The organism is Embleya hyalina (assembly GCF_003967355.1).
Taxonomy (GTDB): domain Bacteria; phylum Actinomycetota; class Actinomycetes; order Streptomycetales; family Streptomycetaceae; genus Embleya; species Embleya hyalina.
This window is the reverse complement of the sequence record NZ_BIFH01000026.1, coordinates 146,124-170,376: the sequence shown is the minus strand read 5'-3', so window position 1 is coordinate 170,376 and position 24,253 is coordinate 146,124. Positions and strand designations below refer to the sequence as shown.

Here is a 24,253-nt window from a genome sequence, read left to right as displayed (position 1 = left end):
GCGGGAGCAACCGGCGCGGCGTCGAGTAAGTATGAAAAGATCGTCGCCGGACTCTGCGGGGCGCACCGTCCGATCCGCCGCACCCCGCAGTCGGCCCGCCACCCGGGTCGGCCCGGAACCCGTCCCTCCCGATCCCGCCGCGTCGCGCCCGGCGGGATCGGGGGACGGGTTTCGGCGCATCACGGTGCCTACACCCTTACGCGGTCGGCGAAATCGGGTCGCGTCGATGATCACCGCGTCGGTGATCCTGCCTATGGTTGACGCGATCGAACCAGCGCCTGGCATGGGGGACCGTTCATGATCGTCGAATACATCCGCTACACGATCGCCGAGGCGGAGACCGGTGAATTCGAGGCCGCCTACGCCCGCGCGGCCGAGTCGCTGACCGCCGCGCCGGAGTGTGTGGACTACGAGTTGAGCCGATGCGCGGAGGAGCCGTCCGCGTACATCCTGCGCATTCGCTGGACCTCGACCGACGAGCACCTGAACGGCTTCCGCAAGGGCCCGCACTTCGCCGCCTTCTTCGCCGCGATCCGGCCGTACGTGGCCGCGATCGAGGAGATGCGGCACTACGCGGTGACCGAGGTGGTCGGTCGGGGCGGGTCGACGCCGACGTTGTACGAGTGGGCCGGTGGCGCGCCGGCGTTCGAGAAGTTGTTCACCACGTTCTACGAGCGGGTGGCGAAGGACGAGATCCTGGCCCCGGTGTTCGCCGGCATGGACGCGCACCACGCGGAGCACGTGGCGTGGTGGCTGGCCGAGGTGTTCGGTGGACCGGCGCGCTACAGCACCGAGTCGGGCGGGCACCGGCACATGGCCTCGAAGCACCTGGGTCGGGGGATCGGCGAGACGCAGCGGCGTCGCTGGGTGGCGCTGCTCCTGGAGACGGCCGACGACGTGGAGCTGCCCGCCGACCCGGAGTTCCGGGCCGTGTTGGCGTACTACCTGGAGTGGGGCACCCGGATGGCGATCATCTACTCCGGCCCCAATCCGCCGCCGCTGCCCGAAACACCCATGCCGCGCTGGGATTGGGGCCTGACGCCGCCATATCGGGGCTGAGCACGCGCACGGCCTGCGCCCGGCCGACGGATCGCGGGTCGGGCCCGACGAGGGCCCGACCCGAAGCCGGACGGGAGTCGACCCGTCCCGCCGCTACGCGCGTCGGACACGGTCCGCAAGCGGCTGACTGCCCATCAGATTGCCGATATAAGCGGCCAAACGGACGTATTGCGGTTCAAACCCAAAATTTGGGTAACGGTAACCACTCTCCTTGGTAAGGATTTCCGTTCCGTACCGACCGTCCCCTCGTCGCATCGGTCCTCCGCAGGGCAGCATCTGCGGCGTCGATGTCACTCGTGACAGCTCCGTCACATGGAGGAACACCCACGTGAAGAGACACACTCTCGTCGCGTTCGCAGCCGCCACGACTCTGGTGGGCGGGCTCCTGACCCTCGCCCCACCGGCCTTGGCGGACGACTCCCCGGCACCCTCGGCCGAGTCCGCGTCCACCCCCATCGCCTGGAAGAGCTGCGGCAGCTCGAATTATCCGAGGCTGGAATGCGGTTCGTTGCAGGTCCCGATGGACCACAGCCGTCCCGACGGGCAGAAGATCACGATCGCGGTGTCGCGGATTCCGCACACCGCCGCCAAGTCGCTCGGCCCGCTCCTGGTCAACCCCGGCGGTCCCGGCGCGCCCGGTCGCGGTCTGGCCGGCTACGTCGCGAAGAATCTGCGCCCCGAGGTGGCCGCGCAGTTCGACGTGATCGGCTTCGACCCCCGCGGCGCCGGCGCGAGCGAGCCGCACCTGGACTGCGTCCCGGGCTTCAACAACCCGGTCCGTCCGGGCACCGTCCCGAACGACTTCGGCGACGAACTCGCCAACATCAAGCGGGTGTACACCTACGCCAAGGCGTGCGGTGACAAGTACGGCGACTTCCTGAAGTACATGAACACGCCCGCCCAGGCCGCGGACATGGACTCGATCCGCGCCGCGCTCGGGGCCCGGCAGATCAGCTACTTCGGCTACTCGTACGGCACCTACCTCGGCTCGGTCTACGCCAAGCTGTTCCCGAGCCGGGTCAAGCGCCTGGTGCTGGACAGCATCGTCGACCCGAGCAGGGACAGCGTCTGGTACGGCGGCCAGTTGACCCAGGACGTGGCGTTCGACGCCAACATGAAGGCGTTCTTCGCCTGGGTCGCCAAGTACGACGCGAACTACCGCCTGGGCACCGACCCGGCCCAGGTCGAGAAGGCCTGGTACACGATGCGCGCGGCGCTGGACAAGACGCCGGCGGAGGGTGTCGTCGGCGCCTCCGAACTCGAGGACGCGTTCGCGCAGGGCGGCTACAACGACGCCTACTGGGCCGAGTTGGCCGAGGGCTTCTCGGGCTACGCGGTCGACCACGTCACCGGTCCGCTGCGTACCGCCTACGAGGACCTGGCGGCGGCCAGTTCCGCCAACGACAACGTCAACAGCGGCTACCTGGCCACCCAGTGCCGGGACGCGGCGTGGCCGAAGGACTGGGCCACCTGGCACCGGGACGCGGTCAAGACCTACGCCAAGGCGCCGTTCCTGACCTGGAACAACGTCTGGTTCAACGCGGCGTGCGCGTTCTGGCCCACCAGCAGCCTCAAGCCGGTGAACGTCGCCAACGACAAGCTGCCCAAGACGCTGCTGTTCCAGGCGACCAACGACGCCGCGACCCCGTACGAGGGTGGCGTGACCATGCACCGCCTGCTGCGCGACTCGGCCCTCGTGGTCGAGCAGGGCGGGCGCAACCACGGCATCTCGCTCAGCGGCAGCACCTGCCTGGACGACTACCTGAACGAGTACCTGATCACCGGCAAGACCCCGAAGGGCAACGGCCACGGCCCGGCCGACGCGGTCTGCCAAAAGCAGCCCGACCCGGTCCCCAACGCGGCCCAGGCCAAGCTGAAGGCGGACGCCCCGAAGGTCTCCAAGACCGCCATGTAGGGCGCCGCGCACAGGAGTTCACCGACACGGGCCCGTCGCCGAGGCGACGGGCCCGTTCGCGCGTGCACCCCCGGCGATCAAGGCCGTGGGCTCCGTCGCCCGGCCGGCCGCGGGATGTGCCGGCCGCCGTCCTGCCGTAAGGTCTGCTGCCGAGGTTCGGCGAAGGGGGACGGCGGTGCACCTGACGGGTGTCGGCAAGCGGTACGGCCTGCGCGGCCCGTGGGTGTTGCGCGCGGTGGACCTGCATCTGCCGCGCGGCGCGCTGATCCGGGTCGAGGGCGGCAACGGCGGCGGCAAGTCCACTCTCCTACGGGTGGTGGCCGGTGTGTGCGAGCCCACCACCGGCAGCGTCACCGAACGCGGCTCGGCCGCCTACGTCCCCGAGCGTTTCCCGCCCGAACTGCCGCTCACCGCACGGCGATACCTGACCCACCTGGGCCGACTGCACGGCCTCACCGGCCGGGAGAGCCGGCGCCGCGCGGACGAGTGGGCCGAACGGCTCGGCTTCGCCGACAAGATCCGCGCGCCGCTGCGAGGGCTGTCCAAGGGCACCTGCCAAAAGGTGGCGGTGGCCCAGGCGTTCCTGGCCGAACCGGATCTGCTGGTCCTGGACGAGGCGTGGACCGGACTCGACCAGCCCTCGCGCGACGTCCTGGACGGCTGCGTGGTCGAGCGCATCGAGGCGGGCGCCACCGTGGTCTTCGTCGACCACGACCCCCGGCGGCTCGCCGACGAGGTGTACGAGACCTATCGGGTCGAGGCGGGCGCGGTCGTCGCGGCGATCCCCGAGGCCCGGGCGATCCGGGTGCTGATCGACATCGACACCGGGCCGAGCCCCGAACTGGACCGCCTCCCGGGCGATCCCGTCCGCGAGCAGAACAGGCCCGGCGTGGTGCGGCTGCACAGCAGCACCGCGCACTCCGACGCGCTGCTGCGACATCTGCTCACCACGGTGCCCGGGGTCAGCGTCCGGGCGGTCCATCGGGAAGGAGACGGCGCGTGATTTCCGCCGTGGTGCGCTATCAGGCGGCACTGCTGCTGCTCTCGTATCGGTGGGTGCCACCGGTGCTGCTCTACGCCGCGGTGATGGGCATCGGTGTGGCGGGCGGCGATCCGCTGCTGTCCTCGTTCGCGTGGGCGGCGGCCGCGATCATGCCGGCCGCGGTGTGGCTGACGCGCGTGGCCGTCACGGTCGAGCCCGCGGCGGCCCGGCACACCGCCTCGGCGGCGGTCGGGCCCGGGCGCGCGCACCTGGCCGGGCTGCTCGTCGCGTTGACCCTGACCTGCCTGCTCGCCGCGATATGCACCGGCGCGCTCGCCGCCGGCACGGACCGCGTCGCCGATCACGCCACGCACGGCGTCGGTCGGGGCGAGGCGCTGGCCGCCGGCGCGATGGCCCAGTTCGTCACCATCCTGGCCGGCGTCGCGATCGGCGCGCTGACCAACCGCCCGGTGCTGCGCCGAGCCGCGTACGCCGTCCCGGTCGCGGCGCTGCTCACCCTCGCCGCCCTGGTTACCCCCGGCAGCCCGGCGGCCCGAGTGCTGAAGGTACTCACCGACGCCGCCGGCCACGACAGGATCGACCTGCCCACCACCCAACTGGCCGTCACCGCAGGCGTATTCGTCGTCGCCATCGCCCTGGTCTGCCGCATCGCCGCCCGGGTGGAACACGACTGACGGGGCGTCATCGGCGTCGCCCACCGGCACCGGCACCGGTCAGGAGGCCCCCAGCCAGGTGGCCAGGTAGGGCGGGAGGTCCTGGTCGGCGCGGTCGGGGCGGATGGGGCCCCGGGTGGTGGTGAGGGGGACCACGCCCGCGTAGTACGGGAGGTCGAGGTCGTCGGGGTCCTCGGCGAGGCCGTGGTCGCGGACCTTCGCGGCCACCTCGTCCAGGTCCAGGCGCAGCACCGTGGTCTGCGCGTTCTCCTTCGGGTTCGGCCCACGTACGTCGTCGGCGCGGCCCGGGACCAGGTGGTCGATGATCACCCGGTAGGCGTGCAGTTGTTCGTCGGGGTCGGTGACGTGCACGAGCGGGCCGTGCGCGATCACGCAGCGGTAGTCCACCGAGTGGTGCATCGCCGAGCGGGAGAGCACCACCGAGTCGATGTGGGTGACCGAGATCGCCACCGGCACCCCCTCGGTGCCGCTCGCCCGGGCCGCGAGGGCGAGTTGCCCGCCGCTGGAGGTGTGCAGGTACAGGCGCTCCCCGTCGCGTCCGAACGCGAGCGGGATCAGCTGGGGCCGGCCGCCGACGGTGAACGAGACGTGCGCCATGAAGCCGGCGTCCAGGATCGCGTGCACCACGTCGACGTCGTAGCGCATGCGGTCGCGGTGACGCTTCGGGGAGGTGGCGGCGGTGACGGGGTACTCGGCCATCACGAATATCCTTTGTACTAGTTCAAAACGCTCTTTGGAGTAGTACAATAAAGCCGGACCTGGGGAGGCTGTCAACGGCATAACCTCCTCCCGGAATGTGCCCAGGACGCAGGAGAAGCATGGCCACCACCGGTCGTACCGCGGCGGACATCGCCGCATCCGTCGAGCGCGACCTGCACGCGCGCGAGATCGCCCCCGGCGACGCGCTGCCGCCCGTGCGCACGCTCGCGGCCGAACTCGGCGTGAACGCCAACACCGTCGCCGCCGCCTACCGCACCCTGCGCGAACGCGGCATCGTGGAGACCCACGGCCGGGCCGGCACCCGCATCCGGGCCCGCCCGGCCACCACCCAGCGCAACACCCTGGGCCCGAGCGTGCCGCCCGGCGCGCGCGACCTGGCCACCGGCGAGCCCGACCCCGCGCTGCTGCCCTCGCCGGTCTTCCCCGAGCCGAGCCGCTGGCGACCCCTGTACGTCCACGGCGCGCTGTACCGGCCGTTCGAGGACGCCGCCCGCACCGTGCTCGACGCGGTGGGCGTACCGACCGACCACCTGGCCGCCACCTCCGGCGCGCTCGACGGCATGGAGCGCTCGCTCGACGCGCACCTGCGCCCCGGCGACCTGGTCGCGGTCGAGGACCCGGGCTGGAGCAACCTGCTCGACCTGCTCGGCGCGCTCAACCTGACCCCGCGCCCGATCCCCGTCGACGACCGAGGACCCGACCCCGCCGCGACCGAGGACGCGCTGCGCGCCGGCGCCCGTGCGTTCGTGGTCACCGCCCGCGCACACAACCCCACCGGCGCCTCGGTGTCCGCCGAACGCGCCGCCGCGCTGCGCTCGATCCTGGCCGCGCACCCGCGGGTGGTGCTCCTGGAGGACGACCACGGCAACGACATCTCCGACCGCGACCTGCACACCCTCGCCGGCACCACCACCCACTGGGCACACATCCGCTCGGCCTCCAAGGCGTACGGGCCGGACCTGCGCTGCGCCATGGTCGCCGGCGACGCGATCACCATCGACCGGATCATCGGCCGGCAGCGGCTCGGCCCCGGCTGGATCAGCCACGCGCTCCAGCACGCGGTCGCCCACGCGTGGACCTCCGCCGAGGTCGCCGAGCACATCCGCGCGGCCCGCGAGACGTACCGGACGCGCCGGACCGGGCTGATCGAGGCGCTGCGCGAGCGGGGCGTGCGGGCGGTGGGCGACACCGGGATCAACGTGTGGATCGAGGTCCGGGACGAGACCGCCGCCGTCGCCGGCCTGCTCGCCCGAGGGTGGGTCGTGGCCCCCGGCGCGCGCTACCGGATCACCTCGCCGCCCGGCCTGCGGATCACCGTGGCCACGCTCACCGCCGAGGAGACCGGCCCGCTGGCCGACGCGGTCGCCGAGGCGGTACACACCGGGGCGGTCCGCACGGGGCGGTGAACGGGACCCGGCGCCGCGGGACGCCGCCGGATGCGGCGGCCGATCGCCGCGGGGCCGCGCGGCACAATGTCCGTGATGGGAGGTGGGGCAAACCGAACCGTGACGTCGGGGGCTGTCACCCTCGCATCCGCGTCCCCGTGCCGGAGAGCATGGGCACACTCCACCGTCACGTCCGCAGCACCCCGAGGATGCCGATGCCCACCTTCCTGAAGGCCCCGTTCACCCGACGAACATGGGCCGAGTTCGGCTACGCCATCCTCACCTTCCCGCTCGCGGTGTTCGGTTTCGGCGTCGCCTTCATGCTCGCCGCGTTCGGGATCGTCCTGACCATCACCCTGGTCGGCCTGCCCCTCCTCGCCCTGCTCGTGATGGGTGCCCGTGCGTGGGGCGGCGTGCACCGCGGCCTGGCCCGGGCCATGCTCGGAGTCCAGGTGCCACCGCTGAGCCGCTTCCGGCGCCGGCCCGGCCCGCTCGGGCTGCTCGGATCCGCGCTCGGCAACGCCGAGGGCTGGCGGGCGGTCGCGTACACCGTGCTCAAGCTCCCGCTGGGCGTGCTCATCGTGATGGTCGCCGGCATGTTCTGGGGCAACGGGCTGGCCATGCTGGTCTACCCGCTGCTCATGGCCGCCTTCGACCCGCACGTCACCGACTCCGACGGCGTCGTGCACCACTCGGGGATCCAGATCAACGACCTGTACTTCGACACCCTGCCGCTGCAACTCGTCGTGTCCGTGGTGGGCGTGCTGTTCCTGCTGATCGCGCCGTGGGCGGTCCGAGGCGTCGTACTGCTCGACCGCCTGCTCATCCCCGCCCTGCTCGGACCCAGCAAGGCCGCCCAGCGCATGGCCGACCTGGAGGAGACCCGCGCGATCGCCGTCGACGACTCGGCCGCCACGCTGCGCCGGATCGAGCGCGACCTGCACGACGGCGCGCAGGCCCGACTCGTCGCGCTCGCGATGAACCTGAGCCTGGCCAAGGAGAAGCTCGACGCCGAGGACACCGAGCGGCCGATGGACGTGGACCGCGCCCGCACCCTCGTGGACAGCGCGCTCGGCAACGCCCGGGAGGCGATCGTGGAACTGCGCGACCTCGCCCGGGGAATCCACCCGCCGGTGCTCGACCAGGGCCTGGACGCCGCGCTGGCCACCCTGGCGGCGTGCAGCGCGGTGCCGGTGGAGGTGCGCACCGACATCGCGGTCCGACCGCCCGCCACGATCGAGACCATCGCGTACTTCTGCGCCGCCGAGCTGCTCACCAACGTCGCGCACCACTCGGGCGCGAGCGCCGCCGTCGTCGACGTGAGTGTGCGCGACGGCCTGCTGCGGTTGTCGGTCACCGACAACGGGCGCGGCGGCGCGCACGCGGGCAAGGGCAGCGGCCTCACCGGACTGGTCGAGCGGGCCCGCACGGTGGACGGTGTACTGCGCGTCGACAGCCCGATCGGCGGGCCGACCCAGGTGACGGTGGACCTGCCGGTCCCCGGCTGAGCCGGTCGCCGACCGGGATGCCCGCCCGGGCATGGGACGATCGAGCCCATGCGCATCGTCATCGCCGAGGACGCCGCCATCCTGCGGGACGGCCTCGTCCAACTGCTTCTCGACCGCGACCACGAGGTGGCCGCGGCCGTCCCCGACGCCGACGCGCTGCGGGCGGCGGTGGCCGAGCACCGACCCGATGTGTGCGTGGTCGACATCCGGATGCCGCCCACGCACACCGACGAGGGACTGCGAGCCGCGATCGACATCCGGCGTGAGTACCCCGGCATAGGCGTGCTGGTGTTCTCGCAGTACATCGAGACCCGCTACGCCGCCCAACTGCTCGGCGGCAACGCGGCGGGGGTGGGCTACCTGCTCAAGGAACGGGTGGTGGACACCCGCGACTTCACCGACGCGCTGGAGCGGGTCGCGGCCGGTGGCACCGCGCTCGACCCCGAGGTGGTCACCCAGTTGTTCGGCGCGGGCCTGCGCAGCGGCGGGCTGAACACGCTGACCCCGCGCGAGCACGAGGTCCTGGGCCTGATGGCCGAGGGGCGCACCAACGCGGCCATCGCGAAGAAGCTGGTGGTGACGGAGCGGGCGGTGGAGAAGCACGTCGGCAACATCTTCACCAAACTGGATCTGCCGCCTTCGGACACCGATCACCGCAGGGTGATGGCGGTGTTGCGGTACCTGCAGCTGTGACCGTCGCCGGACGGGTTCGGGCAGGGCCGGTGTGGGACGGGCGGATCTCCCCCTCCGGGATCCGCGCTTCCCACACCGGCCCACGGGACCGTCCGTAGGTTCAGGGCGTCGGGATCTCCGCCGCCGCGGGTGCGGGGCGGACGACGTACTGTGGGCCGGACACGATCGAGGCGAACGTGGACGGCGGGACGGATCGGGGGGCGGCCGCGGGCCCCGTGGTCCCCACCTCGAGCGTGCCCTGACCACCTTTGGTCGCGTCGCCGCACGCGGTCGGTCCGATGACGGTCGGGATCACCGCCGCGAGCATGCACGCCGCCGTCCCGGGCAGCGCCAGGCCGCGACTCACCCGGCCGGACCCACCGCTCGTTCGGCACACCGCGTCGAGACCGCCCCGAGGTCGGTCTCGCGCGGGTGCGACGAGGGCTGCGCGGTCGTCCGGTGGCCGCCGCCACCGGGCGTTGCCGCATACGCGGGGGGCGAGGTGCACAACGCCCCCGAGGTTGTCGAGGCGGCGAGGAAAGTTCCTCGCCTGCGGTGGGGTTCAGGCATCCGCGGCCTCCCCGAAACGCCGGGCCCGCCCCACCCCGGGCGGGCACGGCGTAGCAGGAGGCTAGGGGCGTTCCTTGTGGGTTTCCTGTGAATGGGCGGTCGGGGAGCGGGAATTCACGGCGGATTCGGACGCGGATCGGGATTTCGGCACGGTGGGGGCGGCGAGAGCGGCGCGGGGTGGCGTCGCGGGTTCGGGTTTTTCCCGATCCGCCTCTCGGCTCCGGTCCCGCATGCGGCCCAGGACGCCGAGCCAGGCGCGTTCGCGGGCGGCGGTCGGGTCGGCGCGCAGGGGGAGCACCACTTCGATCCGGGTACCTCGACCGCTCGGCGGGACGCCCACCGCGACCCGCCCGCCGTGCAGCGCCACCTGCTGGGCGACCAGGGTCAGGCCCAGCCCGGCGCCACCGCTGCCGGGACCACGATGGAAACGCTCGAACACGACGTCGCGCAACTCCGGCGCGATCCCGGGCCCGTCGTCGTCCACGCACACCACGCCGCAATCCAGCCCGGGAAGCACCTTCACCAGGACCCGGCTCGCGCCGTGCACGAGCGCGTTGCACACCAGGTTGTCCACCAACAGCCGCAGCCCCGCGGCGAGTCCGTACACGACCACCTCGTGCGGCGCCTCCACCCGTATCTCGACCGGGAGTTCGACGCCGGGCCGGTGGGCGGGAGCACCCCGGGCCGACGCGTGCGCCACCTCGCCCAGTTCCACCGCCTCGAACGCCGTCGCGTCCACCAGGTCGCCCTGGGCGAGGGCGCGCAGCGCGGCCAGGACGGACAACACCCGTTCGTGGCCCACCCACAGGTCGGCGAGCACGTCCTCGCGCTCGGCCGCGGCCAGGTCCGGATAGGTGGTCAGCACCTCCAGGTCGGTGCGCATCCCGGTCAGCGGGCCGCGCAGTTCGTGGTCGACGGTCGCCGCGAACGAGCGTGCGGTCTCCAGGGCCTCGCGGGTGCGCGCGGTCTGCTCGGCGTATCGGCCGAGCACGTCGTCGAGGGTGCGGCCGAGTTGGTCCACCTCGGCCACGCCCGACGGCACGTGTACCGCCTCGTGCGTGCCGTCGTCCGGATCCAGCCGGGCCGCACGCCGGCGCAGCGCGCGCAGCGACCGGGTGGCCGCGGTGCCGGCGGCCAGCCCGGCGAGTCCGGACAGCGGTACGGCGAACACGGTCACCACGTAGACCCGCCGACGCAGCAGCGCCGCCTGCGCCTCGGGTTCGCCCGAGGGCAGGAACACGTACATCGGCCCGGTCGGCAGCGGCCGGGTGACCATCCGCCACGAGAGCCGACCGGCGTGCACGGTCACCGGGTTCGGCGCGCGGGCGGGCAGCGTCGTGGTCTGCGGTGGTTGCGGGCCGACCATCAACGGCCCGTCCGGGGTGTCCACCCGTACGCCGACGTCGAGCGCCATGCTGAGCACGCGGTACTGACGGGTGCGGAGGGCCTGTTGGCGCACGTCCAGGTCGGTGCGCACCAGGGCGCGGGCGGGTGGGGTCAACCGCTCGGCCCGCTGCTGGAGTTGCTGGTCCTGACGGGCCATCAGGTCGGCGCGGACCCAGTGCACCACGAGGGTGCCGGCGCCCAGCACGAGCAGGGGCACCAGGACGGCGACCGACAGCGCGACGCGGGTGGAGAGCTTCATCCGGTACCGCCGCCGGCCCGAAGTACGAAGCCCACGCCGCGAACGGTGTGCAGCACGCGCGGCCGACCGTCCGCCTCCAGCTTGCGACGCAGGTAGCTGACGAAGGTGTCGACCACGTCGGTGCGTACGTCGAAGTCGTAACCCCAGACCCGGTCCAGGAGTTGATCGCGGGTCAGCACCAGGCCGGGGTTGCGGGTGAAGACCTCCAGGAGGGCGAACTCGCGACGGGTCAGGTCGAGCGGGACGCCGGCGCAGGTGGCGATGTGCGCGGAGACGTCCACCGCGACCGGGCCGACCCGCAGCGCCGCGCCGCCCACCGGTCCGGGCGGTCTGCGACGCAGCAACGCCCGTAGCCGCAGGTCGAGTTCGCGCAGATCGAAGGGTTTCACCAGGTAGTCGTCCGCGCCGCTCTCCAGGCCCGCGATGCGATCGGCGGTCTCGTCGCGGGCGGACAACATCAGGACGGGGGTCGAGGCGCCTCGGGCGCGCAGTTCGGCGCACACCTCGATGCCGCTGATCCCCGGCATGGCCACGTCCAGGACCACGACCTGCGGGGCGGCGGCGGGCACGGCCGGCTCGATCAGGTCCAGCGCGCGGGTGCCGTCGGCGGCGAGGGTGACGTGATAGCCGGCCAGGCGCAGGCCGCGTTCCAGGGCCCGGCGGATGGAGGGGTCGTCGTCGACGACGAGGACGTGGGGTGGGGTGGGGGGTGTGGTCGGAGTCGGGATTGCGGGAGCCTCGGTCACCGGATCGCGGCCTCCGTTTCGGGAGTCCCCGATTCGAGGGGCTCCGGGTACGGATGGGGGGACGAATTCGGGTGCGGATACTGGTGGTTGCCCGGGGTCGGTGTTCGCGGGGCGGTCTCGGTGGACGCACCTTCGTCGCGGATCACGACGCGGCGCGTCGCGCGCGGGTCGGCTCGACCCATGTCGCCCCCGAATGGTTGTTGCCGATGTTGCAGCACAACCTATGGCGGGAGGCGGCTCCGTGTACCGAGAATGACGGCTCGTCAGCTGTGCGTGGGGGGAGGGGTGGCGGGCGGGGGGTTCGGCGGGGTGTCGGGTGGGTTCGGGGGCGGGTCCGAAGGTGCGTTCGAGGGCGGGGCGTCCGGGTGTCCGGGGTCTTCCGAGTGTCCCGGGCGCTCCGGGGGTTCGTGCTGTTCCGACCGCTCCGGGTGTCCGATGAAGCCCTCCGCCGCGATGTCGAGCGGGTCGACCGCGCCGGCCTTCGCGGACAGCCACCGGAACCAGTTCGTGCGGTTGATCGGGACCTGCGGGTTGCGCAGCAGCCACAACACGTGGCCCGCCTGGTCGCGGGTCCACGACTCACCCGAGACGCGGGCCTTCTCCAGTCGGGCGCGGAGGTCGTCGCCGTCGATCACCCGGGCGATCCGCGAGTAGTCGCGGTCCTTGCAGCGGTGTCGCCGATAGACGACGAGTTCGACCAGGTCGAGGAGCCGGGCCCGGGCCGGGCCGTGGTGGCCGGGGACGGCGAGCAGCCGGATCAGGCGCTGCTTGGTGCTCCAGACCTTGGCGTGCCGGGTCCACTCGGCCGGGAAGCGGGCCTCCCATTCGAGATAGGTCAGCGCGTACGGCAGCCCGCCCCAGTCCGGGACCTCGGCGGGCGGGGGCGAGTCGGCGAGCAGCGCGGCACCGGGGGTGAGCAGCCATGCGTCGCGAAATCGCCGCCACGCGCCCTCCTCGGCGGAGACCGAGCGGGGGACCCGCAACACGATGGCGTCGTAGGCCTCGCGCGCCTCGCGCATGTCGCGGGTCACCAGCAGATAGCGGTCCAGTGCGCGGCGATGGGCGACCTCGTCGTCCGAAACGAGCGCGCGCATCCAGCCCAGCAGGGTGTCCCAGTCCTCGATCGCGCCTCGTTCGGTCACGCCGACGATCTACCCACGTGGCCGGCGAACAAGTCCGCCCCGTCGCACCCGGCGGACGGAACCCGCCGCGAAATCCGGCGAGACGTCGCCGTCGCGTCGCGCATGCCTGGCTCTCGCTCTCCTCGGGGACCGGGCGCGATCGAGGTCGCGCGAAATCGGTGCGCCATCCACCCTACGAGCGGATCGCCCGCGTGGTGGGAGGCCGGCGCGGCGGGTCGCCGAGACGCGGGGCCGCCCGTCGGACGCGCGGCCTCGGGACGGTCGACCCGTGGTCGCCCCGGATGCGCCGAGGGCGGCCCGGTGCCGAGCCACGATCTCCTCGACGATCCGTGTCGGCCGTTCGTCGGCCCGATCGATGCCGCCGTTCCGGGCGCCGACCCGAGCGGCTTCGGGGAGGAAGGCGGTCTCGGCCGCACCCGGTTGGGGGTCGGGCGGCCCGGACTCGGCGCACATCCGGACCGGTCGGCGGGCCTGGGACGTCCGGTGCCGCTCGATCGCCCGCGTCGCCGCGCCCACCGATGTCCGCGCCGTGCGCGCCGACCCCGAGACGGGACTGCGGGCCGGGTTCGGGGTGGGGTCAGGCGCCGTTGCCGGCGGCCAGTTGGGGGGTTCTGGGGATGCGGCCGGCCAGGGTCAGGGCCGGGACGTTGGGGTGGACGGGGCGCGGGGGCAGGGCGGCGAGGCCGGTGCGGTTGGGGCCGGCCGTGGCCAACTCGGCGCGGATGCGGACCTCCATCAGGGCGCCGGCGGGGGCGGCCAGGGCGGTGGCCAGGAGTTCGCAGGCGGCCTCGGTGCGGCCCTCGGCACGTTCGACGACGGCGAGGGCGTACAGGGCGTAGGCGCCGACCGGGGTGAGGCCCTGGGTGCCGGTCAGGCGGAGGGCCTGCCAGGCGCCGTCGCGGGCCTCGGCGACGCGGCCCTGGGTGGTCGCGGCCATGGACAGCGCGGCCAGGAACCACGCGGCCAGCGTGCCCTGGCCGGTGGAGCGGGCCAGGCGCAGGCCCTCGGCGGCGTGGGTCTCGGCCTCGACGGCCCGGCCGGACAGCGCGCCCGCGACGGCGAGCGGCATCAGCGCCGCGGCGAGCGCGCCCCGGGCGCCGTGGGTGCGCAGCACGGCGGCCTCGTCGAGCAGGACCTCGTACGCCGCCTGGTCGGTCGCCGCCGCGTGGACCGCGAGCGGGGTCACCTCCCAGAGCGCGATGCCCAGGCCGTACAGCCGGGCCCGGGTGGCCGGGGCGACCATCGCGGGGGAGACGCCGTCGGCGCCGAGCGCGGCGACCACGGTGCGCAGCGGGTCGTCGGAGGCGAGCGGGAGGGCGGCCAGGGCGGTCCGGGCCTGGGTGGTGCGGGCCCGGTCGCCCGCCTCCCACGCGGCGCCGGTGGCGGCGAGCAGCAGCGCGGCGCGGCCATGGGCCGCGTCCAGGAGCAGCGCGCCCGCCTCGGAGCGATGCCCTTCCGCGTGCCGGAGGGCGGCGCGGAGCCGGATCGCGGTACCGGAGGAGTGCGCGGACGAGCCCTCGTCGGCGACGCCCTCGACATCGGTGGCGTCGGCGGTGTCGAGCAGGGTGCGGGCGCGGACCGGGAAACCGGCCTCCCACGCGGCGTACGCGGCGGCGACGTAGCGGCGGCGGGCGGTCGGGCGGTCGGCGGTGAGCCGGGCGGCCTGCTCCCACGTCGCCGCGGCGGCGCCGGCGCCGAGTTCGCGGCGGGTGCGGCCCGCGCCGGCCTCCAGGGCCGCGGCGAGATCGGCGTCGGGCCCGCCGGCGAGCGCGGCCAGGTGCCAGGGACGCCGGTACGCGAGGGCGCCGCTCGCGGCGTAGACCAGTGCTCCGTGCAGCGAACGGCGCTCCGCCGCGCTCAGCGAACGGCGTACCTCCTCGCGCGCCGACGCGTTGCGAAAGCGCACCCGGTGCTCGGTGGTGTCGACGAGATCGGCCCGAAGGAGTGCGAGTCGCGCGCCGCGTCCGATGCCGATGCGCCGTCCGGCGACGGCCAACTGGTCCAGGTCGGCGGCCGGTTCGAGCGCCGCCAACGCGAGCAGCCGCCGCGCCTCCTCGGGCAGGCCGGCCGACGGCCCGCCGCCGCTCGCGACGCGACCGGCACCCGAGCGGTCGCCGCCGCGGGCAGCCGCCCCGGAAGAGCCACCCGCCGTCACCCGATCGTGGTCACGGTCGCCGGACCGAGCGGCCCGCACGGAATCGGACCGGTGGTCGCTCCCGGCACCGGTGCCGCCACCCGTGCTTCGGGCGTCGTCCGCGTCCGTATCGGCCTCGAGACCACCGCCCCAGAAGACGTCGGTACCGGTGGCCCGCCCCGACGACCGCCCACCGACGCCGGAACCCGAGCCCGAAGCCCCCCGTCCGGCAACCTCGTTCGCCCCGGGGCCCGCACCCGAACCGGACCCGTCCGTCGTACGCCGCGCGGACGACGCCGCGAACACGTCGGTCCCGCCGCCCACGACCCGCGTCGGCCGAACCGGCCGCACGTCACCGTCGACCTCTTCGACCCCTTCGGCCGCTTCGACCCGCCGACCATCCGCGGCCGTCGTCGCTCCGTCGCCCGCACCCGTCCGGAAGTCGCCGTCGTGACCCCGGACCGCGTCGCCCGTCCGCGTGCCCGCCTCGGCGTCCCGCGCCCGGCCGGAGGTCCACGCCCCGACGGTGCCCGCTCGGCTCGTCTGCCGGGTGTGCTCGGGGAGTTCGTCCCGGCCGGCCTCCGCCGCCGCCCGGGACGTGCTACCCGCGTCACACGTGGCCCGGGCGGCCTCGTCGTGGGTGGTCGTCGATTCGGCGTCGGTCGGGTGTTCGGTCGGACGAGTCGCCTCGTCGGTGCACGCGTCCGGCGAACCGGCCGGACCGGCCGGGGACTCGGCGGCGGCCGTGTGCTCGACCGGCTCGGCCGCTCGCGGGGCGGCGAGGTCGTCGCCGGCGGCCGGCTCCGCGCCGTGCGCCCCCGAGTCGGCCACCCACTCGGCTGCACCCATTCGGAGCGCCCCACCGGACGCCCCCGCTTCGACCCGCTCCGACGGCCGCCCGTCCGAGCCGGCGAACTCGGCTTCCGCCGCGTCGTCCGCCCCGGCGACTCCCGTACCCGACTCGGCACCCTCCGCCGCGGCCCCCGCCCCCTCCCGGGTGGCGCGCAGCACCGCGATCGGCAGCCCCTCCGCGCGGGCCGCGATGTACGTCACCACCGCGGCCGAGGCCGCGTCGAGCCAGTGGGCGTCGTCGACCAGGACCAGGATCGGTTGTTCGCGAGCCGCGATGGCGATGAGGGAGCACGCGGCCGCCGCGACCACGGCGCGGTCGGCGGCGCCGGGGGCCAGGCCGAGGGCGGTGCGCAGCGCCTGGGCCCTGGTGTGCGGCAGGCGGCCGATGCGCGGGTGCAGCGTGGCGAGGAGTTGGCGCAGGCCGGTATAGGGGAGGGCACCGCCGCCGCGCGGGCCGCTCGTACGCAGGACGGTCATCCCCTTGGCCGCCCACACCGCCTCGGCCAGGAGCGTCGTCTTGCCCGTCCCCGCGGCCCCGCGCAGCACGACCGCTCCGCCGTCGCCGGCGCGCGTCCGCTCCAGCAGTGCCGTGACGGCGGCCAGTTCGTCGTTCCTTCCGTGTAGCACGGAAAATCTCCTCGCTTCTCGCTCACACCCCCGTGGTGTGCCCGGCGGCCCCGCCGGATCCGACCGGGCCGCCGCACTATGAGCCTGAGCTTGCCCGTTCCCGGTCAACACATGTTCAACATTCACTCAACGTGTGAAGTCCGCACCAACCAATTACCGACATGTGACATCGACGTGGGGTCGATCCCTCATCCGCACTCGGTCGAACATCCACCGACTCCTCGGCTCGATCGCGCCTTCGGCGCCTCGATCCCGCCTCGACTCCCGTCTCAGTCCCGGTACTCCGGTCGCCGCCCGTCCCGGCGAGCGCGAATGGCCTCCTCGAAGTTCTCGGTCGTCAGCCTGACGTACAACTGGGCGTGCCCCTCGTGATCCATGTGCGAGTGCATGCTGCCGGCCTCCAGGCCGGACCACAGCAACCGCTTCGTCACCTCCACACCCACTCGACTGAACCCGATGATGCGCTCGGCGAGTCCGTACGCGTCGTCGAGCAATTTCTCGCCCGGCACCACGCGCGACACCAGTCCGATCCGCTCGGCCTCGGTCGCGTCCACGTCCCGCCCGGACAACATGATCTCGAATGCCCGAGACGACCCGATCGCCCGGGGGAGCAAATAGCTGATTCCGAGCTCGCTCGCGGTCAGTCCGTTGTTGATGCCGGCGGCGCGGAAGTACGCCGTGTCGGCGGCGATTCGGATGTCGGTGGCGGTGGCGAGGCAGAAACCGCCGCCGATCGCGGGGCCGTTGATCGCGCCGATCACCGGCTGGTGCAGCCGGCGCAGCCCGAGGATCACGTCGTCCAGGATCTCCATCGAGCGGCGCGCGATGCTCGTCCGGGTCAGGCCCCGGACCCCGGGGATGCGTCCGGAATTCTCCAGATCCGCACCGGAACAGAACCCCCTCCCCGCGCCGGTCAATATGACGACACGCGTATCGTTGTCGGAACTCACTGCTTCCAGAGCCTCACGGAAGGGGACCATGACGTCGAAGGCCATGGCGTTCATGCGGTCCGGTCGATTGAGGGTGATGAGCGTGACGTGGGGGCGGGGCTTGTCGACGAGTACGAAAGACATGGGGGCGTCATCCTCGGCATGATGGAGGGGCGAAGGACTGCGAGTCGCACGGCGTCCGACCGGGCGACCGGGGTATCGAAGAGCGCCGATCCGATCCCGGCGCCGACGATCGGCACGACACGTCCGGTCGCCGATCGGGCGGGCGTTCGCACCCCGGTCGAGGAGGAACGTCCGGTGGCGCGTCGGTGGTTCGGGGCGCGGATCCGGTCGGCGGTGCGCACCCGGAGCGGGGACCGTGGACGGTTCGGAACCCGTACGTGGTTCGGGACACGCAAGCCATTCTTGACCAAGTCAATGAAACCGCTCAAGGCCGATCCCCGGTCGTTCGACGCGTTCGCGGGCGACTACGACCGATACGCCGGATTGTGTGACCCTCTCGGCGAGTGGCTGGCCGGTCTCGAACTCGCCGGCGACCGTGCCCTGGACGCCGGTTGCGGCTCCGGCCGGCACGCCCTCGCCCTGGCCGGCTCCTATGCCGAGGTGGTGGCCGCCGACGTGAGCGCGCCGCTGATCGAGGTCGCGCGGGTCCGCCGGCCGCACGAACGGATCCGCTACGAGGTCGCCTCGCTGCTCGACGTACACCACGCCGAGGGCTTCGACCTGGTGCTGAGCATCGGCACGCTGCACCATCTCCCGGACCTGACCGCCGCGCTCACCCATCTCGGGTCGCTGGTCCGCCCCGGCGGCGAACTCGTCCTGGTCGACGACGTGTCCACCGAACCGGCCGCGACGCGCCGGCAGCACGTGCTCTTCGCGGTCCGCGAACTGGCCCGGGACCTGCGCCGACTGCGCGTCCGGGACGCCTGGTGGCTGTACCGCTTCCGCACCGGCACGGCCTGGCTGGACCACCTGATGTCCGACCACTACCTCACCCGCGCGCAGTACCGCGCGCGCTACGCCGAGGTCTTCCCGGACGCCGACTTCATCGACCTGGCCGACGCGACCGCGATGCGCTGGCGCCGTCGGACCGACGACCGGCCGGCCCACGGTCGAGGCCCGTCCGGGCAACGATCGGAGGCCACGGATGTCGATTGACACCGCGGACGGCATACCGACGTCGCCGCGGGCGGGCGGGGACGGCGCACCGGTGCGGGTCGACCTGGGTCGGCTCGCCTATCCGTTCGCGCAGACCGAGATGGCGCGCTGGGTCGCCGAGCGGCAGCGGAATGCCGCGCCGGACCGGCTGTTCCTGCTCACCCACCCGCCGGTGATCACCTACAGCGCGCGCACCCCCGCCGCGGACCTGCCGGACCCGGCCTCGCCGATCCCGCTGGTCGAGGTGGACCGGGGCGGACACGCCACCTACCACGGGCCGGGTCAGCTGATCGGCTACCTGGTGGTGAACGTACGCGCGCTGGGCCCGGGCGACCTGGTGCGCCGGGTAGAGAACGGCCTGCTCGCCGCGCTCGACGCGCTGGGCTTCCCGGCGGTACGGCGCGAGACCCCGGCGGGTGCGCCGAGCCTGGTCGGGATCTGGACGCCGGACCACCGCAAGCTCGCGTCGATCGGGATGCGGATCCGACGGGGTGTCAGCAGCCACGGCTTCGCGCTCAACGTCGACCCCGACCTGAGCGCGTTCACCACGTTCACCGCGTGCGCGCTCCCGGGCACGACGATGACCTCCCTGGCCGAACTCGCCGCCGAGGCCGGTCGCCCCGCCCCGACCGAGGCGGCGGTCCGCGACGCGGTGGCCGACGCCCTGCTCCGCGAACTCACCCGCCGCCCCCCGCCGGACCCGTCCACCCGACGCACGGAGGCGGACGCCCGGCACGGGTAGCGGCCGCTCAATCCGCCCGCACGCCCGTGACGTCCCACAGGTGATGCACCGGGTCGTGGATGAAGTACCGGGCGAAGGACTCCACCGTGAAGACGGTGCCGTCGCTGCGGTTGCCGGTACGCGACCACCCGTCGTCGGTCACGCCCGCGAACGCGTCGGCCAACACGCCGCCCGCCGCCGCGAGATCGGCCGCGACGCGTACGGGGTCCTGCTCGGCGTAGCGCGACTCGATCGCCGTCGCGTCCTGGTCCCAGTTCGCGAAGTCGGGGGCGTCCCGGGTCGACATCAGCCGCAGCCGTTCGTCGAACAGCACGAAGACGTCGCGGACATGGCACGCGTATTCGAGCGGGGACCACGTGTCCGGATTCGGCCGGTTCCGCAACTCGTCGCCGCCGGAGACGAGCATCTCGTGCCACGCGGCCGCGTTGGCGCGGGTCAGCGCGGGGATCCGGGCGAGCGGAACGGCCGGGGTGTCCAGGCCGCAGTCGGGACAGGGCGTGTCGAGCACCCACGTCCAACTCTTGGTCTCGGGAATGATCATGCGCCGAGGATGGCCCACGCGCCCCCGCCCCAACAAGGCATTTCCCCCCGAAGCCCCCGTGCCCGCGACCGCGGCGCGCCGCCGTCCCGGGCCCACCGGATCACACCCGCCACGCGAGTCGATCCGCCTATCGGTCCTCCTGCCGCAGTACATCCGCGACGGCGGATTTCGAGGACGCCTTTTTCCGCCTCTCCTTCTCGGTGGGCAAAAGCGTTTCGCCAAGCACCCACACCAGGAACCCCAGCACGATCAGGGCGAAGCCCGCCGGCAACTGATAGCCGTGCAAAAAGGCCGCCCGGGCGAGCAGCCCCCAGGCCCGGAACCAGCCGACGAAGTGGTGAACGATCCCACCGACGCCCTGGAGGACCAGGAACAATCCGAAAATGTCCAGGATCTTGCGCATGACCCTCACGCTATCGACGCCCCTCGATCCTCGAAACGGCCGAGCGGCCAAACCCGATCGACCAAAGTCGAGACCCGCACGTCGACGGTCGGTGAGACGGGCCGCCTCGCGGCGAAGGGCTCACTGCGGCTCCGGCCGAACGGTGGTCCGCGGCGGCCATGAGTGGGCCCGGGGGCACCGATCTCACCGACCGCCGCCGACAACCCGCGCCCCCCGTCCGACATTCCCGTCCCCACGCGGAACTTCCACCCGCGTCCCGAACCGGCGCCGCCGCGTCGAAACACCCCGGAATGGTGCACAATATGCCCCGTCCCTCCCCGGCGCCCCCTCCCGCCTCCGCCCGAACCCCGCGCCACCCTGTTCCGTGGTAGCCCGCACCCGGCCCCCCGCCACGCCCTACGATCGAGTCATGTTCGTGATCACGCTGACCTACGTCGTCCCCGTCGAGGACATCGACGCGCTCATGCCCGGCCACCTCGAATGGCTCGACCGGTACTACGCGGACGGCACCCTGCTCGCCTCCGGGCGCCGCGTCCCGCGCACCGGCGGGGTGATCCTGGCCCGCGCCGACGACCGGGCCGCGCTCGACGCGGTGCTTGCGGAGGACCCGTTCCGGAAGGCGGGCGCGGCCACCTACGACGTTGTCGAATTCGCGCCCTCCAGGACCGCTCCCGGGCTCGAAGGACTGCTCCCGGCCACCTGAAGTGCCGTCAATAGCCGTTCATTTCCAGCACATTTGATGGCGATTACTCACCAATTCAGACAACAAACGAGTACAGGCTTCCGCATTCACACCTTCGGGTGATTTCGTGATGGGAACACACCCGGACCGGGCGACGGGGAGCGCTCATCCGCCGGGGCGTGCATTCCGCGCCGAGTACCCCGATCGCGTCACCCCAACCCCCGCTCGGCGCCCTACCGACACAACGGCACAGCTTGCGACAGGACGTATGGGGGAGGCGCTGACCGATGCGCGTGCGAGAGACCCGGATGCCCGGGTGGCCTGCGGACATGTTCGTGCCGGAGTTCCCCGTGGCCACCGCGCGCCTGCGTCGCAGGGTCGCGGATTCGGTGCAGCCCGACGGGGCGGTGCGCAGCCCGTGCCGCAGCCGCGTGCTCGAATCGGCGCTGCTGCTGCGCCTGCTGGAGCGCACCGGGATCGAATCCGATCACCACCGCCGGGTCGCCCGGTTCCTCGCCGACCGCCTCGACGGCGCCGAACCGCTCGATCGGCTGCTCACGACGATCGCTTTGCGCCACCCCGACGACTTCGCCGAACACGGCACGGACGCCCTGCTCGACCGGTTCCTGGAGCGGGCGCCGGCGTTCCTGAACGCGCGCAAGCGGGTCCTGCTCGAAACGGTGCTGGCCCTGCTCGGCCCGCCCCGGCGCGCGCTCCGGCGTCCGTTCGACCCGAGCGCGTTCGACATCGGGAACCTGCACCCGTGGGCGCACGTGCAGACCATCGCGCTCAAGGTCGCGTCGGCCGATCTGACCGGTCACGCCGACCAGATCGACGCGTGCGAGGTGCGTCTGCTGGTGGACACCCAGCAGGTGTCGGGAGTCTGGGAGGGCAATCTGCTCGTGCACCTCCTGGTGCTGCACGCGCTGGTCGGTCGACCGCACCTGGACGGAGTGCTGGTCAACGGCGTGGCCAAGGCGCTGGCCCATCAACGGGTGGACGGCGGGGTGCCGTTCGTGACCGACACGGACACCTGGTGCGCGGTCACCGCGGGTGTCGCGCTGGACGCGTCGGGCGCCCCGATGGAGGTCCGCCGCCGGATCGGCGACCACCTCGCGGCGCGCCAACGGGTGGACGGGGGCTGGTCGTACACCGACGCCGCGGCGCTCGCCGACGTCGACGACACCTCGGTGGCGATCGAGTTCCTGCACGCCACCGACCCGCTGCGCTACCGGCGCGCGATCGACGGCGGCCTGCGCGCGCTGTGGTCCTACCAGGGTTCCGACGGCGGTTTCCCCACGTACATCGCGGGCGCGCCCTCGGAGGCGTGCATGACCGCGGCCGCGGTCAACGCGCTGAGCGTGCGCGCGCCCCGGCACGTGCAACGCATCACCGCCGCACGCCGGTTCCTGGCCTTCGCGCAGCACGTCGACGGCACCTTCGACCCGGACTGGAGCCGCAGCCGCTACCACGCGATCTTCCGCGCCCTGCTCGCCACCGACGCGTGCGGCCCCGACGCCTACCGGGCCACCGTCAAGCGGGCGCTCACCGCGGTGCGCGAGGGGCAGAACCCCGACGGCGGCTGGGGCCAACAACCCGGCGACCCCAGCGACGCGATCAGCACCGCGTACGCGCTGATCGCGCTGTGCCGCCAGGCCGACCCCCGCCCCGTGGCGCGCGGCCTCGAACACCTGCTGAGCACACAACGCGCCGACGGCGGGATCGACTCGGTGTCGGACATGCTGGGCACCCGGCCGTTCCTGTACGTGATCCCCAGCCTGGCCGACCACTTCACCCTGCTCGCCCTCGGCCACCTGGGCAGTCGGCTGGCCGCCCGGAGGCGCCGCCCGAGCGCCCCGCGGGGCCCCGGCGCGCAGTCGGCGTACCCCTCAGCCCTGCGTGCCCCCGCGCCCGGTTCCACCGGATCGCGCGGTGGGGGCAGGAACACCCCGACGCAGACCGGCGAAAGGAGCCCGGCGTGAGCACACCGACCGTCGTCGACCTCCCGATCAGCTTCCACCTGCCGAAGCTCGCGAACCTGTTGCCGATGACGTTCCATCCGGAAACGGACCGGCTGATGCGCGAGTCCCGCTGGTGGGCCCACCGCCACCTCGGCTTCGCCTACGCGGGCGACGCCGCCCGGATCGACAAGAACGTGGACGGAACGCTGCTGGTGTCGTTGTCCGTTCCGCACGCCGACTACGAACTCGCGCTGACCACGGCCAAGGTGATGAACTACCTGATCGGCATCGAGAACAGTCTCGTGGACAAGGCGGGCCTGGGCGGCAGTTCGTTCGCCACCCGCAACGTCTTCGGCCGCTTCATGGCCGACCTGCTCGGCTGGGGGGACGGCTCGACCCCGCTGCGCGAGGACTTCTCCTGGTTGCGCGAGCGTATGCCGCCCGCGCGCTGGATCCGATTCGTCTCCTACATGGAGGACTTCGCACACGGGTTCACCACCGAGTTGGAGAACTGGCGCGACGCCGGGATATCCGACTACGACACGTACATGGACGACCGCCGGCACAGCCTGGGGGTGCGCTGGTTGTTCGGGTTCGCCGAGGAGGGCGTGCCCGGCGTGGCGCTGTCCCAGGAGGCGTTCCGGACCGCCGACATGGTGGCCATCCACGACACCGCGATCGACGGCTACACGCTGATCAACGACCTGGTCTCCTACCGCAAGGAACTGGTCATGGACGACCGGGTGAACCTGGTCTACTACCTCGGCGAGGCCGAAGGGCTCGACCTCGAAGGGGCGATGAACAAGATCTGCGGCCTGATCGACGCCACCGAACGCAAGTTCCTCGACCTGCGCGACCGGATCATGGCCGGCCCGCACGGCGGGGAGCCGGGGATGCGCGCCTATCTCGACGAGGTCGGCCACGTGATGACGTCCAACCTGTGGTGGGCCACCGTCAGCAAGCGTTACGAACCCGGCGGCCTGGGCTGGGACGGCTCCACCGCCGGCACCATGACCTTCCACCGGGACCGGGCCGTGTTCGTCCCGGATCCGACTCCGGGCGGCTGACCGGAGACCGCCCGAACGCATCGCCGAGTACACCCGGCGCGCCCCGGATCGGTCCTCGTGGCGCGCCGGCGGGCTTTGCCCGAACCTGACGTAACGT

General features: G+C 72.9%; 21 protein-coding genes. 12 read left to right on the top strand and 9 right to left on the bottom strand.

What is annotated here, in order from left to right; genetic code table 11:
- Positions 1–297 precede the first annotated feature (297 nt).
- From EMA17_RS28500 to EMA17_RS28485, 4 genes are all read left to right on the top strand, one after another.
- Positions 298–1,059, top strand: a complete 762-nt coding sequence (locus EMA17_RS28500) for a group II truncated hemoglobin (RefSeq protein ID WP_126640004.1) — start codon at positions 298–300, stop codon at positions 1,057–1,059.
- A 328-nt stretch (positions 1,060–1,387) separates the two neighbouring features.
- Complete coding sequence (locus tag EMA17_RS28495) at positions 1,388–2,974, top strand: alpha/beta hydrolase (protein ID WP_126640003.1); 1,587 nt, start codon at positions 1,388–1,390, stop codon at positions 2,972–2,974.
- A 175-nt stretch (positions 2,975–3,149) separates the two neighbouring features.
- A complete protein-coding gene (locus tag EMA17_RS28490; protein ID WP_126640002.1) occupies positions 3,150–3,977 on the top strand; it encodes an ATP-binding cassette domain-containing protein in 828 nt (275 codons plus the stop codon).
- Positions 3,974–4,651 (top strand): ABC transporter, encoded by a 678-nt coding sequence (locus EMA17_RS28485; protein ID WP_126640001.1) that lies wholly within the window; start codon positions 3,974–3,976, stop codon positions 4,649–4,651. The genes EMA17_RS28490 and EMA17_RS28485 overlap by 4 nt, the downstream gene beginning before the upstream one ends.
- 39 nt (positions 4,652–4,690) lie before the next feature.
- Here EMA17_RS28485 and EMA17_RS28480 read toward each other — a convergent pair whose 3' ends face one another.
- A complete protein-coding gene (locus EMA17_RS28480) occupies positions 4,691–5,350 on the bottom strand; it encodes a pyridoxamine 5'-phosphate oxidase family protein (protein ID WP_126640000.1) in 660 nt (219 codons plus the stop codon).
- A gap of 119 nt (positions 5,351–5,469) precedes the next feature.
- On the opposite strand from EMA17_RS28480, the gene EMA17_RS28475 reads away from it, so the two are divergent.
- From EMA17_RS28475 to EMA17_RS28465, 3 genes are all read left to right on the top strand, one after another.
- On the top strand, positions 5,470–6,777 hold the full coding sequence (locus tag EMA17_RS28475) for an aminotransferase class I/II-fold pyridoxal phosphate-dependent enzyme (RefSeq protein ID WP_126639999.1): 1,308 nt from the start codon (positions 5,470–5,472) through the stop codon (positions 6,775–6,777).
- 194 nt (positions 6,778–6,971) lie between these two features.
- Positions 6,972–8,264: a sensor histidine kinase gene (locus EMA17_RS28470; RefSeq protein ID WP_246126949.1), complete on the top strand. Its 1,293-nt coding sequence runs from the start codon at positions 6,972–6,974 to the stop codon at positions 8,262–8,264.
- Between the two features lie 48 nt (positions 8,265–8,312).
- Positions 8,313–8,957: a response regulator gene (locus tag EMA17_RS28465; protein WP_126639997.1), complete on the top strand. Its 645-nt coding sequence runs from the start codon at positions 8,313–8,315 to the stop codon at positions 8,955–8,957.
- A gap of 100 nt (positions 8,958–9,057) precedes the next feature.
- Here EMA17_RS28465 and EMA17_RS28460 read toward each other — a convergent pair whose 3' ends face one another.
- The 6 genes from EMA17_RS28460 to EMA17_RS28435 form a co-directional block, all read right to left on the bottom strand.
- A complete protein-coding gene (locus EMA17_RS28460; RefSeq protein ID WP_126639996.1) occupies positions 9,058–9,303 on the bottom strand; it encodes a hypothetical protein in 246 nt (81 codons plus the stop codon).
- A 264-nt stretch (positions 9,304–9,567) separates the two neighbouring features.
- Positions 9,568–11,151, bottom strand: coding sequence for a sensor histidine kinase (locus EMA17_RS55465; RefSeq protein ID WP_126639995.1), 1,584 nt, complete (start codon positions 11,149–11,151; stop codon positions 9,568–9,570).
- On the bottom strand, positions 11,148–11,897 hold the full coding sequence (locus EMA17_RS28450) for a response regulator transcription factor (RefSeq protein WP_246126948.1): 750 nt from the start codon (positions 11,895–11,897) through the stop codon (positions 11,148–11,150). Before EMA17_RS28450 ends, EMA17_RS55465 begins: the two co-directional genes overlap by 4 nt.
- Positions 11,898–12,160: 263 nt before the next feature.
- Positions 12,161–13,039, bottom strand: coding sequence for a hypothetical protein (locus EMA17_RS28445; protein ID WP_126639994.1), 879 nt, complete (start codon positions 13,037–13,039; stop codon positions 12,161–12,163).
- A 577-nt stretch (positions 13,040–13,616) separates the two neighbouring features.
- Entirely contained in the window at positions 13,617–16,652 is a 3,036-nt protein-coding gene (locus tag EMA17_RS28440) for an ATP-binding protein (RefSeq protein ID WP_160161592.1), read from the bottom strand.
- Between the two features lie 269 nt (positions 16,653–16,921).
- Positions 16,922–17,725: an enoyl-CoA hydratase gene (locus EMA17_RS28435; protein ID WP_126639992.1), complete on the bottom strand. Its 804-nt coding sequence runs from the start codon at positions 17,723–17,725 to the stop codon at positions 16,922–16,924.
- A gap of 282 nt (positions 17,726–18,007) precedes the next feature.
- On the opposite strand from EMA17_RS28435, the gene EMA17_RS28430 reads away from it, so the two are divergent.
- Together EMA17_RS28430 and lipB are read left to right on the top strand one after the other, a co-directional pair.
- Positions 18,008–18,760, top strand: a complete 753-nt coding sequence (locus EMA17_RS28430) for a class I SAM-dependent methyltransferase (protein ID WP_160161591.1) — start codon at positions 18,008–18,010, stop codon at positions 18,758–18,760.
- Complete coding sequence (gene lipB / locus EMA17_RS28425; protein ID WP_126639990.1) at positions 18,750–19,502, top strand: lipoyl(octanoyl) transferase LipB; 753 nt, start codon at positions 18,750–18,752, stop codon at positions 19,500–19,502. The genes EMA17_RS28430 and lipB overlap by 11 nt, the downstream gene beginning before the upstream one ends.
- 7 nt (positions 19,503–19,509) lie before the next feature.
- On the opposite strand, the gene EMA17_RS28420 is transcribed toward lipB, so the two are convergent.
- Together EMA17_RS28420 and EMA17_RS28415 are read right to left on the bottom strand one after the other, a co-directional pair.
- Positions 19,510–20,043 (bottom strand): DinB family protein, encoded by a 534-nt coding sequence (locus tag EMA17_RS28420; RefSeq protein WP_126639989.1) that lies wholly within the window; start codon positions 20,041–20,043, stop codon positions 19,510–19,512.
- Between the two features lie 127 nt (positions 20,044–20,170).
- Complete coding sequence (locus EMA17_RS28415; protein ID WP_126639988.1) at positions 20,171–20,446, bottom strand: hypothetical protein; 276 nt, start codon at positions 20,444–20,446, stop codon at positions 20,171–20,173.
- A gap of 409 nt (positions 20,447–20,855) precedes the next feature.
- On the opposite strand from EMA17_RS28415, the gene EMA17_RS28410 reads away from it, so the two are divergent.
- The 3 genes from EMA17_RS28410 (at position 20,856) to EMA17_RS28400 (ending at position 24,156) form a co-directional block, all read left to right on the top strand.
- Positions 20,856–21,149: a YciI family protein gene (locus EMA17_RS28410; RefSeq protein WP_126639987.1), complete on the top strand. Its 294-nt coding sequence runs from the start codon at positions 20,856–20,858 to the stop codon at positions 21,147–21,149.
- A gap of 266 nt (positions 21,150–21,415) precedes the next feature.
- Complete coding sequence (locus EMA17_RS28405) at positions 21,416–23,110, top strand: prenyltransferase/squalene oxidase repeat-containing protein (RefSeq protein ID WP_126639986.1); 1,695 nt, start codon at positions 21,416–21,418, stop codon at positions 23,108–23,110.
- Complete coding sequence (locus EMA17_RS28400; RefSeq protein WP_078974090.1) at positions 23,107–24,156, top strand: terpene synthase family protein; 1,050 nt, start codon at positions 23,107–23,109, stop codon at positions 24,154–24,156. Before EMA17_RS28405 ends, EMA17_RS28400 begins: the two co-directional genes overlap by 4 nt.
- Positions 24,157–24,253 lie beyond the last annotated feature (97 nt).